Here is a 13604-nt window from a genome sequence, read left to right as displayed (position 1 = left end):
GTCGCTGCCATGGCGCCGCTTACAAGGGATTGAAGTCGATGGTCGTGGTCGGCGCCGTGACGATTTGATCTTTCTTCACCTGATCGATCACCAGATTATCAGCTGTCGTATTGGGATCATCAGGCAGTACAGGATCATCGACGCTGCCATTGCACACCAGCGTCATATCGTAGTGACCCAGGTTTACGAAGCCCAGCTCATAGCCGTAGCCGCCACCCTCCAAGGGAACCACGGGGGCGCTGGCGTAGAAGCCGTTGTCGGCGTCGGCCATGTCCGGGTAGGCGTCGTCCCCCATCGGGCGCAACTCGTCATAGAAGTAGACAAATGCATCGGTCAGATCGCTGGAACAGAGCTCTGTTGCCACCGTGCCCTTGACGGTGGCGACCTCGGTGTTGTTCACCAGCCGTACCCCCCTGGGCTTGAGTTTGTAGTGATCTTCATTACCCGGCAGCACCATGGAGTGGCGCAGATCGAACTCGGTGGTGAAGGCGCTGAGGCCGTTGGCGGCTATGGTGAAGGCATCTAGCTTGAGCTCGTTGCTGGGCACCTCCAGCGGCTTGATCACCTCATCATCCTGTCTGACGTAGGAGTAGGGGGTGCCATCCAGGAACTGATTGCCGACGTCCCGACCATCCAGGATCCGCAGCCGCATCTGGCTGTATTCACCGGGCACCACGCTCTGGCTGGCCAGCAGGGGACGGCTGCTGGAGCCCGGGTATTGCAGCAGATCGATATAGGTGAACAACGGGTGCCCGGCGCTGTCGACGGGGATGATCTGACCTGCCGGCGTGCAACCATCGTCCTGGGTCGTGGTCAGGAAGCTGGCGGTGGTCCAGGACTGCTCGGTGCCGGAGACGGGGTGGATGCTGATGTTGGAGACGGCGATGCAGACCTTGTTGACTGCGTCGACGGGGGCGTCGGAGAAGGCCAGCGACATCTGGGCATTCTGCGGGTTGTCATTGTTGTCGTCGCCACCGCCACCACAGGCGGTCAGCAGGGCGGCCAGGCCGATCAGGGGCAAATGTTTCATGGTTTCCGTTCCTGTTGGAGAGATGATCCAACTCTAGCCGAGTTGTAGATACAGGCTAGATGGCAGGCAGGCCAGAGGGACCGTGGTCAGAGTGTAAATTATAATAAAATCAATGATGAAGGCTTGAATGGCACCAAACATGGCTGCGAAAGGGATTGTCGGAACGGGTGAAAAGAGAGGCTAGGCGGGCAGAGTGCCCGCTCAGGCTTCCAGCAGGCGGGTGGACCAGCCCATCTTCTGCTGGCGCTCCACTTCCAGGCGCAGCTCGCTGGCCCGCAGGTAGTGCTCGTCCAGCCAGCCCTTGGGCAGGGTCAGGGTCAGGGCATCCTCGTTGGCCTCGAGGGTGAACCGCGGCACGGTTCCCTGGGTGCGACGCATGCAGAGGATGAGGGAGATGCGCAGAATGCGGGCCAGCCGGATCGCCTGGCGGCCGGTGACGGCCCCCTGCTTCTCCAGCTGTTCCAGCTTGAAATCGTCCCGCTGGTTGAGCAGCAGGGCCGACAACAACTTCTTCTGGGCCGGGGTAAAGCCCGGCATGTCGATGTTGTCTATGATGTAGGCCGCGTGTTGCGGGGCCTTCTTGTACTCGATACAGAGGCCGATCTCGTGCAGCAGGGCGGCGTAGCGCAGTATGGGGCGACCGTAGCGCTTGGAGAGGCGCCAGGCGGGCTGCAATTGGCTGAACGCCTCGATGGCGGTGTCGCGTACCCGCTCGGCGTGCTCCTTGTCGAGCTGGTAACGGCTGATCAGGCTGTCGGCGGTTCTGTCTCTGGCGTCACAGTCGTGATTGTTGCCGAGCAGGCCGTAGATCAACCCTTCTCTCAGAGCCCCGCCGGCGAGCGTCATGCTCTCGATGCCGAGGGTCTCGAAGATGGCGATCAGGATGGCGAGGCCGGAGGGGAACACGGTCAACCGTTCGGCCGCCAGCCCTTCCAGCTGCAGCTGATCCAGCTTGCCGCAGGCGATGGCCTGACCCATCAGCTCCTGCAGCTTCGGCAGGGTGACCCGCTCGCTCTTGCCCTGGGCCAGCATGATCTCCTGCAGCGCCTGCACGGTGCCGGAGGCGCCGACGCAGGTGCGCCAGCCGAGGGTCTTGTAATCGTCGGCCACGTTTTCCAGCACCGATTTGGCACTGGCGATGGCCTGATTGAAGCGGGTCTCGGAGAGCTCACCGTCACCGAAGTGGTTGTTGAGCCAGGTGACACAGCCCATGTGGAGGCTGTTGAGCAGCTTGGCCTCGCTGTGCTCGCCGATCACCAGCTCTGTGCTGGCGCCGCCGATGTCGATCACCAGCCGGTTGCCTTCCCCGGCGGAGGTCCAGGAGACCCCCTCATAGATGGTCTTGGCCTCTTCCTCGCCCGAGATGATCTCGATGCTGTGGTTGAGCACCCGCTCCGCTTCCCTCAGGAACTCGTCGACGTTGGTGGCGAGGCGCAGAGTCGCGGTGCCCACCACCCGGATGTTGTCGGACGGGATGTCCTGCAACTGCTCGGAGAACAGGCGCAGACAGTCCCAGCCCCGCTCCATGGCGGCGCGGCTGAGGCGAAATTCCGAGTCGAGACCGGCGGCGAGGCGAACCTTGCGCTTGACCTTGGTGACGGTGCGCAGGGCACCGGCGACCTCGCGCACCACCAGCATGTGAAAGCTGTTGGAGCCGAGGTCGATGGCGGCATAGAGCGGCGAGTTGTGCAACTGGGCCTGTCCTGTTAGCTCTTGCGGGGCGGACGGCGGCGGTTGTTGCTGTTGCCACCCTGGCGATCCCGCATGTTGCGGTTCACCGGCTGGCGGTTGCGGAACACCCGTTTCGGGGCGGTCACGTCATCCAGCAGCGCCTCGCGGTCGTACTTGCTGACCGGGATGGGGTGGTGGATGTACTCCTCGATGGCCGGCAGGTTGAAGGCATAGTCTTCACAGGCCAGGCTGATGGAGTGACCGCTCTTGCCGGCGCGACCGGTACGACCGATACGGTGTACATAGTCCTCGGCGTCGTCGGGCAGGTCGTAGTTGAAGACGTGGGTCACGTCCGGGATGTGCAGACCACGGGCGGCCACGTCGGTGGCGACCAGGATGTCCAGCTGACCCTTGGTGAACTCTTCCAGGATCTTCATCCGCTTCTTCTGCGGCACGTCGCCGGTCAGCAGGCCGACGCGGTGGCCGTCGTTCTCCAGCCAGGCGTGGACGTCTTCACACACATGCTTGGTGTTCGCGAAGACGATGGCCTTCTCCGGCCACTCCTCTTCCATCAGGGAGAGCAGCAGCAGCATCTTGTCTTCGTTGGAGGGATAGAACAGCTCCTCCTTGATGCGTACGCCGGTCATCTGCTCCGGTTCGACCTGCACGTGTTCCGGGTGGTTCATGTGCTCGTAGGCCAGCTCCTGCACCCGCAGGGAGAGGGTGGCGGAGAACAGCATGCTCAGGCGCTCGGTGGCGGGGGGCATGCGGCGGAACAGGAAGCGGATGTCCTTGATGAAGCCGAGATCGAACATGCGATCCGCTTCGTCCAGCACGACGACCTGGATGTTGCCGAGATCGATGACCTTGGACTTGAAGTAGTCGATGATGCGGCCCGTGGTGCCGATCAGGATGTCGACACCCTGCTCCAGCACGGCCAGCTGCTTGTCATAGCCTTCACCACCGTAGGCGAGGCCGAGCTTCAGGCCGGTCGAGGCCGCCATGCTCTCGGCGTCGTTGTGGATCTGCACCGCCAGCTCACGGGTCGGGGCCATGATGATGGCGCGTGGCTGGTTGATGAGGCGCGGCTTGGTCAGCGGATGGGTCAACAGATAGTTGAAGGTCGCAGCCAGGAAGGCGAGGGTTTTGCCGGTTCCCGTCTGGGCCTGGCCGGCGAGGTCATGGCCTTCTACCAGCAGCGGCAGAGACAGTGCCTGGATGGGGGTGCAATAGTGAAATCCCTTTGATTCCAGACCAGCCAGAACTTCGGGTTCGAGGCCCATTTGGGCGAATTTTTCGGTCGTTAGATGTGTTTTGCTCATGGCGGTAGGTTATCAGGTTAGGCTTGCAATAATAAACAGGATCATTTCAAATAGGGCAACTATTGCCTTTGTTGATCCGTCAATAAAGCCTTAATTACTGACTGGAGTTGGAGATGAGTGACAAGATTGTTCAGCTGAGCGATGCCAGCTTCGAGGCCGATGTAATCAAAGCCGACAGCCCCGTTCTGGTAGATTTCTGGGCTGAATGGTGCGGTCCGTGCAAGATGATTGCCCCCATCCTGAACGAAGTCGCCCAAGAATATGCCGGTCGCGTGACCGTGGCGAAATTGAATATCGATCATAACGCCGACACGCCGCCCAAGTATGGCATTCGCGGTATCCCGACCCTGCTGCTGTTCAAGAATGGCGAAGTGGCAGCGACCAAGGTCGGCGCCCTGTCCAAGACTCAGCTCAAAGAGTTCCTGGACGGCAACCTGTAATAATCAAGAAGGAGCGCATTGCAATAATGCGCTCCTTGTGTTTTATCACCTAGACGCTCATCCCGATTGGTGCTAGTTTATCGCTCGTTTGCTAACCTTTTTGCCTGACTCTTTGCTTCACAAGCCTGGCAAGTCAAATCCGATCAGCATCAATCCAGCAGACTGTCTCCTCATTTCAATCCTTGCTTACAGACTTTCACCACTATGAATCTGACTGAACTTAAGAACACTCCTGTGTCCGAGCTGGTACAGCTTGGCGAATCCATGGGGTTGGAAAATCTGGCTCGGGCGCACAAGAAAGACATCATCTTTGCCATCCTCAAGGCGCACGCCAAGGGCGGTGAGGACATCTTCGGCGACGGTGTGCTGGAAATCCTGACCGATGGCTTCGGCTTCCTGCGTAGCGCAGACGGCTCCTACCTGGCCGGCCCGGACGATATCTACGTCTCCCCGAGCCAGATCCGCCGCTTCAACCTGCGCACCGGTGACACCATCTCCGGCAAGATCCGGCCGCCGAAAGAGGGCGAACGCTACTTCGCCCTGCTCAAGGTCAACGACGTCAACTACGATCGTCCGGAAAACTCCCGCAACAAGATCCTGTTTGAAAACCTGACTCCGCTGCACGCCAACGAGCGCCTGCGCATGGAGCGGGGCAACGGTTCCACCGAAGACATCACCGCCCGCGTGCTGGATCTCGCATCCCCCATCGGCAAGGGCCAGCGCGGCCTCATCGTCGCACCTCCCAAGGCCGGTAAGACTATGCTGCTGCAGAACATCGCCCAGAGCATCGCCTACAACCACCCGGATTGTGAGCTGATCGTGCTGCTGATCGACGAGCGTCCGGAAGAAGTGACCGAGATGCAGCGGATGGTCAAGGGTGAAGTCATCGCCTCCACCTTCGACGAACCGGCCTCCCGTCACGTCCAGGTCGCCGAGATGGTGATCGAGAAGGCCAAGCGCCTGGTCGAGCACAAGAAGGATGTGGTCATCCTGCTGGATTCCATCACCCGTCTGGCCCGCGCCTACAACACCGTCATCCCCTCATCCGGCAAGGTACTGACCGGTGGTGTGGATGCGAACGCCCTGCACAGACCCAAGCGCTTCTTCGGCGCGGCCCGTAACGTCGAGGAAGGCGGCAGCCTGACCATCATCGCCACCGCGCTGATCGACACCGGCTCCAAGATGGATGAAGTCATCTACGAAGAGTTCAAGGGTACCGGCAACATGGAGCTGCACCTCTCCCGCAAGATCGCCGAGAAGCGCACCTACCCGGCCATCGACATCACCCGTTCCGGCACCCGCAAGGAAGAGCTGCTGACCGCGCCGGACGAGCTGCAGAAGATGTGGATCCTGCGCAAGATCATCCACCCCATGGGTGAGATCGACAGCATCGAGTTCCTCATCGACAAGTTGTCTGCCACCAAGACCAACGACGAGTTCTTCGACTCCATGAAGCGTCAGCAGAAGTAATCCGTCGAAGAATGACAAAACCGCGGCCCAGGTCGCGGTTTTTGTTTATCTATTTGCCGGGGCCCTTAGTACTATGGGGCCTGGATGCCACAGGGCCGGATGTCACAAGGATAGAGACGTCATGAAGCTGATTTTCTTGCTATGGATTGGGTGGCTGATGGTCGCTCCCGTGCAGGCCGACGTGCCGCCGCGGCAGGCACCCCTGGTGGCGGACGAGGGGCTGCAGGGGCACCTCGACTATCTGAACGGTCGGCTGGCGCTGGGGCAGTTTGCCGCCATCGACACCCTGCTGGAGACCCTGGCGGTGGGTCAGCGTGAATACCTGCAATTTCAACTGCTGAGCGGCCTCAAACGGCAGGTCGCGCCGAGCCCGGCACTGCATGCCTGGGTGCGGGAGCAGGCCGCCAAGGCGCCCCAATGGCTGGTTGAAGGGGAGGTGGACGGCTTCCTGGTGCAGGTGCCGGCCTATGACTTCCCGGCCGAGGCCCGGCTGGTGCTGAGCCGCTGGCAGCAGCTCGCCTGGCAGGACAACTACCGCCAGCTGCTGGCGCAGGACAGCTTCGACTTCAAACAGCTCTACTACAGCCGCAACCCCGAGCTGGCCCAGCAGCAACAGGCGCTGCTGACGGTGCTCGACAACCAGCCTGCCGTCGTCCAGCGGCGGGAGGCCAGGAGGCTGGCCGCCCTGACCCTCTTCCTGCCGGACAACCAGCTGTTGCTGCATCTCATCGAACACACCGGCAACCCGGATCTGTACCAGAAACTGTGGCGTCAGCCAGTGGATCACGACAGCCTGGCGGCCCTGCACAGCATCCCCCGTTTCTATCGTGGCCAGGAGGCGAGCAATATGCTGATCGCCGCCAGCCGCAACCAGCGGCTGATGATCCCCGCCCTGCATCAGCTCAGCCGGCTCTCCCCCCTGCCGGACGAGGCCCGCCAATATCTGCTGGCGGAGCTCGGCAAGCAGCAATACAGCGGGCTGGTGGCCGGCCTGCTGCTGCAACTGGACGAACCCAGGCTGCTGGCCCAGCTGGCGGACCGGCTCACCCACCAGGAGCGGCGTCACACCACGTCCGTCCTGCGACCCGATACGGGTGCACCGGATGCCCGGCCGGGGTTATAATGCCCCCTCACCTGCATCATGGGTACCCGCATGAAATACAAGGACTTGCGTGATTTTATCGCGCAGCTGGAACAGAACGGACAGCTCAAGCGCATCAGTCGCGAGATAGACCCCTATCTGGAGATGACCGAGATCAGCGACCGCACCCTGCGTGCCGGTGGCCCGGCCCTGCTGTTCGAAAATCCCAAGGGCTACGGTATGCCGGTGCTGACCAACCTGTTCGGCACCCCGGATCGCGTCGCCATGGGCATGGGGCAGCCCAATGTCGGCGCCCTGCGCCAGGTGGGCACCTGGCTCTCCTACCTGAAGGAGCCCGAGCCCCCCCGCGGTCTCAAGGAGCTGATGGAGAAGCTGCCCATCTTCAAGCAGGTGCTCAACATGCCCACCAAGCGCCTCTCCTCCGCCCCCTGTCAGCAGGTGGTGCTGGAGGGGGATGCGGTGGATCTCGACCAGATCCCGATCCAGCATTGCTGGCCTGGCGATGTGGCGCCCCTGGTGACCTGGGGCCTGACCATCACCCGCGGCCCCTACAAGAAGCGCCAGAACCTCGGCATCTACCGTCAGCAGAAGATCGGCAAGAACAAGCTGATCATGCGCTGGCTGGATCACCGTGGCGGTGCCATCGACTTTCGCGAATGGCAGGAGGCGCACCCCGGTGAGCGCTTCCCGGTGGTGGTGGCGCTCGGCGCCGATCCTGCGACCATACTCGGCGCCGTGACGCCGGTGCCGGACAGCCTCTCCGAGTATGCCTTCGCCGGCCTGTTGCGGGGCAGCCGCACCGAGGTGGTGAAGGCCCTGAGCTGTGAACTGGAGGTGCCCGCCAGCGCCGAGATCGTGCTGGAAGGCTATCTGGAACCCGGCGAGATGGCGCCGGAAGGCCCCTATGGGGATCACACCGGTTACTACAACGAGGTGGACGAGTTCCCGGTGATCACCATCACCCACATGACCATGCGCCGCGATGCCATCTACCACAGCACCTATACCGGCCGTCCGCCCGATGAACCGGCGGTGCTCGGGGTGGCGCTGAACGAGGTGTTCGTGCCCCTGCTGCAGAAGCAGTTCCCCGAGATCGTGGACTTCTACCTGCCGCCGGAGGGCTGCTCCTACCGGATGGCGGTGGTGACCATCAAGAAGCGCTACCCCGGCCACGCCAAGCGGGTGATGCTGGGGGTCTGGTCCTTCCTGCGCCAGTTCATGTACACCAAGTTCGTGATCGTCTGCGACGACGACATCGACGCCCGGGACTGGAAGGATGTGATCTGGGCCATCACAACCCGGATGGATCCGGCGCGGGACACCACCCTGATCGAGCACACGCCGATCGACTACCTGGACTTCGCCTCGCCGGTCTCCGGGCTCGGCTCCAAGATGGGGCTGGATGCCACCAACAAGTGGCCGGGGGAGACGAACCGGGAGTGGGGCCAACCCATAGTCCAGGACGAGGCGGTGAAGCAGAAGATCGACGCCATCTGGGATGAGCTGAAGATCCTGGGCTAGCCGTTGAGCCAGACGGCGCGACCGTTCGATGCATAAAGCGCGACTTGGGGTCGGGCCGAATGATGGAATGGGGCCAGTTTCCGGCCAGTCGGTGCACAAAGAGCGGTATTGCCGGCCCGAATTGGGTATGCTCGACTGACCTGACCACCCGCTGGTCGCCAGAACACAGTGAATCAATGAGTGAAACGGGCCGGGCTGGCCCGTCAAAAGGACAAGAATGCAACGTATCAAGTGCCGCGTAGAGGAACTGCGCGAATATGTCGACACCATCTGGCATGTGGCCCTGGCGCCGCAGCAGGCCATCAGCTTCAAGCCCGGCCAGTATCTGCTGGTGGTGATGAGCGATTCGGACAAGCGCCCCTTCTCCATCGCCAACTCGCCGACCCGATCCGGCGTGCTGGAGCTGCAGATCGGTGCCACCCCTGAAAACGCCTACGCCGGTCAGGTGCTGGCCCGCATGCGTGAGCAGGGGGAAATCGAGATCGAACTGGCGGCGGGCAAGGCCTTCCTGCGGGACGAATCCCCGCGCCCCCTGATCCTGATGGCAGGCGGTACCGGCTTCTCCTATGCCCGCTCCATCCTGGAGTATCTGATGGCGACCGACAGCAAGCGTCCGGTCTTCCTCTACTGGGGCGTGCGCCAGGCCCACTGGCTGTACGAGCAGGCGCAGATGCAGCAGTGGGCGCTGGACTATGCCCCGCTCACCTTCGTGCCCGTGGTGCAGGAGCCCGAGGCGGACTGGACCGGCCGGACCGGGCTGGTGCACAAGGCCATCATGGACGACTTCGTCAGCCTGCACGACTACGACATCTATGTGGCGGGTCGCTTCGAGATGGCGGGCGCCGCCCGGGAGGAGTTCAAGGTGCTGGGTGCCGAGCCCGAGCGCATCTTCGGCGACGCCTACGAATTTATCTGATCACCGTCTACCCGGGGAACGCCGCTCTGCTCCCTTCTCCCCTGGCGGGAGAAGGGTTGGGGATGAGGGGGTGAACCTGGTTCGCCTGCTCGTATCGGCCCACCCCTTGCCGGGCATCAGAAACAACAAACCCCAGCCTGGCTGGGGTTTGTTTTATCCGCCGGTGGGCAGGCTGCCCTGACCGGTTACTCGCCCTTGGCGGCGAGCTGCTGCTCCAGCTGGGCCAGCTTGGCCTCGAGAGCGGTCAGCTTCTCCCGGGTGCGCAGCAGCACCTTGGTCTGCACGTCGAACTCCTCGCGGCTCACCAGATCCAGCTTGTTCAGCTGGGCCTGCAGCACCTGACGAGTCTTCTTCTCCACCTCTTCACCCATGCTGCGAATGCCGGGGGGCAGGGCGTTGTGTACCTGTTTGGCGATCTCTTCCAGTTTCTTCGGGTCGATCATGGGGTTCTCCTTAAGCGATGGGCCATTCTACCGACAAATCCCCCCCTTTGCCGAGATCGGGGCGGCTTTTTGCACCTCCGGGCAAACATGGCTCTGGTCGGGTCTGGTGTCGAGCCGGATGCTGTTACCCTCCGTCACCGGGGTGACAATTCCAATTCCTTGATGTTGTACACAAAAAAATCAGATCAGATGACCGACCAGAGGCTTATCAATTGTTGCCATGCTGTTAATATGGTTCGGTCGGGTTTGAACCCTACCCCGTCAGGCTCATCATGGATAACAACATAAAAAGAGATAAGGATATGAAGAAAAAGCTAATTTACGCAGCTGTCCTCAGTGCGCTGCTGAGCGGTTGTGGTGGCAGTGACGATAACAAAGGCGATACCTCCAGCTATCTTGACTACCTGCTGAGTGGCTCCAATGCAGTCCGCCCCAGTGCCCTGGCCGCCCGTGCCTCCGACGGCACCCTGAAGTTCTCCACCGAGACGGCGGATCTCTCCAACCCTGTCTCCGCCCTCTCCACCCTGGATGGCTGGTCCACGACCCAGGCCATCCAGATAGTGCCGGTCACCGCCTCGGGCATCACAGTCAAGGCACCGACGGCGGCCGAGTTCGCGGCCTCCGTGGCTCCGCTCTATCTGCTGGAGCTGGAATTTGACAGCACGACCCTGCGCCCGAGCGGCGTGAAGAAGCAGCTGACCTACGGGGTGGACTTCGTGGTAGCCGAGTCGACCGGCAAGCTGAACCTGGTGCCCCTCAAGCCGCTCAATCCCTCTTCCTACTACATGATAGTGGCGACCGATTCCCTCAAGGACAGCAACGGCAATGCCGTCCGGGTCGGTACCGATTACAGCAACTACAGGAGCAACCCGGGCAGCAATGCCCAGGAGCAGACCATCAACGGCCTGATCACCCTGCAGGAAGGCTTGTTCAAGGCCGCGACCGGCATCACCAGCGACCACGTCATCTTCTCCGACTGGTTCGGCACCCAGTCCGGCGCCGATGTGCTAGTGGCGGTGAAAGGGGCTGCCGCCTCAGTGTTGAAGAACAGCCCGACTCTGGACGCCGCCGTCCTGTGGAAACAGGATGCCCTCGGCCATACCAGCCTGCCGGGTACCTATACCATCGCCAGTCTGGATGGCGGCACCCCCTTCCTGACCAAGCTGGCCAGCGAAAAATTCCTGCCCCAGGAGCAGAAAGATGCGATTTCCATCGCCTTTGGCACAGGCACGCCTCTCCATAATCTGGCCTTGGGCACGACTGTCTATACCGGTGCGGTCAAGCTGCCCTACTTCCTCTCCTCGCCGGCGACTGTCGGTGCCAGGGCCGGTACCTGGGACCAGGCCAAGACCCAATCCTGGCACGGTGCCATCCCCAGCCTGTACGCCATCGCCAACGCCCTGAAGGCGTCTGATGCCGAGGTGATCGGCGGCCTGGTGGGGGCTGGGGTGGATCCGGTCCTGCTGGGGGCCCTGATCGCCGACCCGACTCGTCAGGCCGAGCTGCTGGCGGAGGCGAGCAAGCTGATCGGGGTGACCCTCACCTCCGGCGGCAAGGCGCTGGATCCCGAGATGAACATCGGCCGCTTCAACCCGCTGCCGGCTCTGGAAGAGGTGCAGTCCGTGCCGATGCGGATCTTCGCCATGGCCCCGCTGACCGCCATCACCGATGTGATCATCTATCAGCACGGCGTCACCTCGGTGAAGGAGAACGCCTACGCCCTGGCCCTGGGCCAGATCGGTGCCGGTGCCAAGGCAGGCAAGAACGTCGCCGTGGTGGTGATCGATCACCCGCTGCACGGGGAGCGTGGCTTCGCCCTGAGCGGCAGCATGGCGACTGTGACCACCTCAGAGAATCCGACCCCCTACCTGAACCTGAGCTACCTGACGGTGGCGCGGGACAACCTGAGACAGAGCGTGGCGGATCTGCTGGGCCTGCGTCTGGCGGTGGGGGTGGCCAATGCCAAGGGGTTCGTGGCCAATGGTCAGGCTACCCGTTTGGGTGGTGCCGGTCTCAAGGTGCACTTCCTGGGCCACTCCCTGGGGGCCATCTCCGGTGCCAACCTGCTGGCGGTAGCAAACCAGCCTTTGAATCCTGCTATTGATCCCTTGTTCCAGTTCACCTCCGGCGGCCTGGCCATGCCGGGTGGCGGCATAGCGCCTCTGTTGCTGAACTCGCCCACCTTCGGCCCGACCATCAAGATGGGCGTGCTGACCGGTGGCAGTGCCGAGCTGAAGGCGGCCTTCACCGCCTATGCGCCGAACTGCAAGACGGCGGTGGCAAACTGCTTCGTCAACGAGTTCCTGCCCAGCCTGGATAGCGCCACCCAGGCGAGCACCGCCAGCACCCTGCAGAGCTATGTGTTCGCGGCCCAGTCGGTGCTGGATGCGGCTGATCCGATCAACCTGGCTCGTGGCATCAAGGCGGACTTCCCGCTGTTTGCCACCGAGATCGTGGGGGATGGTGCCCTGAGCCTGCCGGATCAGGTGATCCCGAACAGCGTCCCGTCCGCGCCGCTGGCGGGCACCGAGCCGCTGTTCAGAGTGATGGGGCTGCAGCCCCTGACCGCCACCGGGGCGGCCAACCACAATGCGGCCCGCTTCGTGGCCGGTGGTCACAGCTCGCTGCTGGCACCGGATGAGAACTTCGACCCGGCCGGCGATGTGACCACCGAGATGCAGACCCAGTTCGGCAGCTTCTTCGCGAGCGGCGGTGCGGCTGTCGTGGTGACAGACGGGACCCTGCTCAAGCAGTAAGTGATGCCATCAAAAAACGCCGCCCTCGGGGGCGGCGTTTTTATTTGGGGCTTTTTTTACCCTGGCGCAGCGTGATGTCAGAGCGTCAGGCAGGCCTGTGGTGCCTGTCCAGCCAGCCCTGCAACAGGCCCACCAGCAGGCCGGTGAGGTGGGCCATGTTGGCGGTGGGGGTACCGAGCAGGTCGAAGAAGCCGAGCGCCATCCAGAACAACATGAAGCCCATCAGTGCCGGTGGCAGGCTGAGGCCGCAGCCGGGTTGCAGCTTGGCACGCAGCCAGCAGTAGCCGAGCAGGGCATAGACGACCCCGGAGAGGCCGCCAAACAGCGGGCCGCTCGCGAAGAACTCCGCCACGTTGGGCAATGCGGCCCCGACGATCAGCAGGATGAACAGCTTGCCGCTGCCGAGCCGCTGCTCGATCTGTCCCCCCAGATACCACCACCACAGCAGGTTGAACACCAGGTGCAGCACAGAGAAATGGATGAAGGCCGGGGTGACGTAGCGCCAGGCCTGCCAGTCAGTGAACTGGGCCAGGGTAGGGTGGAACGCCAGCTCATCGAAGATGGGCAGGCCGATGGCGTTGAGGGCATAGACGGCCAGGCAGGCGATGATGACCACCAGGGTCAGGGGCCCAGCCTGATGCAGGAAATCGGTGACCGGATCCGTCATCCCCTTGCTGTAGTCGATGCGGGCATCGGCCCGGCCGGACTGCCAGGAGGCCTCCATGTAGCGGGGGTGGTTCGGTTCGCTCAGGAAGCGCTTCACCTCCAGCTGGGCCTGGGCGAAGCGCTGCTCGTCCGCCAGCCAGACCGAGACGCCGAGCTCGGACTGGGTCAGCTCGCACGAGATGCCGAGGGTGGCCAGATAGTCCACCAGCGCCTGAGCCATGCGGGCGTTGTCCAACACCAGCAGCTGGATCATGCCGGCCGGGGAGG

11 protein-coding genes are annotated in these 13604 nt (G+C 62.6%); 6 read left to right on the top strand and 5 right to left on the bottom strand.

Going from position 1 to position 13604, the window contains the following annotated elements; translation table 11 throughout:
• Window positions 1-19 precede the first annotated feature (19 nt).
• The 3 genes from ACRCYW_RS00295 to rhlB all read right to left on the bottom strand — a co-directional run bounded on the left by ACRCYW_RS00295 (window position 20) and on the right by rhlB (window position 4023).
• The gene (locus ACRCYW_RS00295; RefSeq protein ID WP_438548227.1) at window positions 20-1021 is read right to left on the bottom strand and encodes a DUF4382 domain-containing protein; all 1002 of its coding nucleotides are present in this window, start codon (window positions 1019-1021) and stop codon (window positions 20-22) included.
• 210 nt (window positions 1022-1231) lie between these two features.
• Window positions 1232-2722, bottom strand: coding sequence for a guanosine-5'-triphosphate,3'-diphosphate diphosphatase (gppA, locus tag ACRCYW_RS00290; protein ID WP_438548207.1), 1491 nt, complete (start codon window positions 2720-2722; stop codon window positions 1232-1234).
• 14 nt (window positions 2723-2736) lie between these two features.
• The gene (rhlB, locus tag ACRCYW_RS00285) at window positions 2737-4023 is read right to left on the bottom strand and encodes an ATP-dependent RNA helicase RhlB (RefSeq protein ID WP_438548206.1); all 1287 of its coding nucleotides are present in this window, start codon (window positions 4021-4023) and stop codon (window positions 2737-2739) included.
• A 113-nt stretch (window positions 4024-4136) separates the two neighbouring features.
• On the opposite strand from rhlB, the gene trxA reads away from it, so the two are divergent.
• The 5 genes from trxA to fre all read left to right on the top strand — a co-directional run bounded on the left by trxA (window position 4137) and on the right by fre (window position 9472).
• Window positions 4137-4463, top strand: a complete 327-nt coding sequence (gene trxA / locus ACRCYW_RS00280) for a thioredoxin TrxA (RefSeq protein ID WP_025328829.1) — start codon at window positions 4137-4139, stop codon at window positions 4461-4463.
• Window positions 4464-4667: 204 nt separating this feature from the next.
• Window positions 4668-5933: a transcription termination factor Rho gene (gene rho / locus ACRCYW_RS00275; protein ID WP_042079206.1), complete on the top strand. Its 1266-nt coding sequence runs from the start codon at window positions 4668-4670 to the stop codon at window positions 5931-5933.
• Window positions 5934-6054: 121 nt separating this feature from the next.
• On the top strand, window positions 6055-7056 hold the full coding sequence (locus ACRCYW_RS00270) for a hypothetical protein (protein ID WP_438548205.1): 1002 nt from the start codon (window positions 6055-6057) through the stop codon (window positions 7054-7056).
• A 30-nt stretch (window positions 7057-7086) separates the two neighbouring features.
• The gene (gene ubiD / locus ACRCYW_RS00265) at window positions 7087-8556 is read left to right on the top strand and encodes a 4-hydroxy-3-polyprenylbenzoate decarboxylase (protein WP_438548204.1); all 1470 of its coding nucleotides are present in this window, start codon (window positions 7087-7089) and stop codon (window positions 8554-8556) included.
• A 217-nt stretch (window positions 8557-8773) separates the two neighbouring features.
• Window positions 8774-9472 (top strand): NAD(P)H-flavin reductase, encoded by a 699-nt coding sequence (gene fre / locus ACRCYW_RS00260; RefSeq protein WP_438548203.1) that lies wholly within the window; start codon window positions 8774-8776, stop codon window positions 9470-9472.
• A 185-nt stretch (window positions 9473-9657) separates the two neighbouring features.
• Here fre and ubiK read toward each other — a convergent pair whose 3' ends face one another.
• Window positions 9658-9915: a ubiquinone biosynthesis accessory factor UbiK gene (ubiK, locus tag ACRCYW_RS00255; protein WP_368198397.1), complete on the bottom strand. Its 258-nt coding sequence runs from the start codon at window positions 9913-9915 to the stop codon at window positions 9658-9660.
• Window positions 9916-10217: 302 nt separating this feature from the next.
• On the opposite strand from ubiK, the gene ACRCYW_RS00250 reads away from it, so the two are divergent.
• Window positions 10218-12671 carry a VolA/Pla-1 family phospholipase gene (locus ACRCYW_RS00250; protein WP_438548202.1) on the top strand — a complete coding sequence of 818 codons (2454 nt, stop codon included), beginning with the start codon at window positions 10218-10220 and terminating at the stop codon, window positions 12669-12671.
• A gap of 85 nt (window positions 12672-12756) precedes the next feature.
• On the opposite strand, the gene glpG is transcribed toward ACRCYW_RS00250, so the two are convergent.
• Window positions 12757-13590 (bottom strand): rhomboid family intramembrane serine protease GlpG, encoded by an 834-nt coding sequence (glpG, locus tag ACRCYW_RS00245; protein ID WP_438548226.1) that lies wholly within the window; start codon window positions 13588-13590, stop codon window positions 12757-12759.
• Window positions 13591-13604 lie beyond the last annotated feature (14 nt).

The sequence above is a fragment of the Aeromonas sp. genome (assembly GCF_051657805.1).
Classification (GTDB): domain Bacteria; phylum Pseudomonadota; class Gammaproteobacteria; order Enterobacterales; family Aeromonadaceae; genus Aeromonas.
This window is presented reverse-complemented; position numbering and strand designations above follow the sequence as displayed.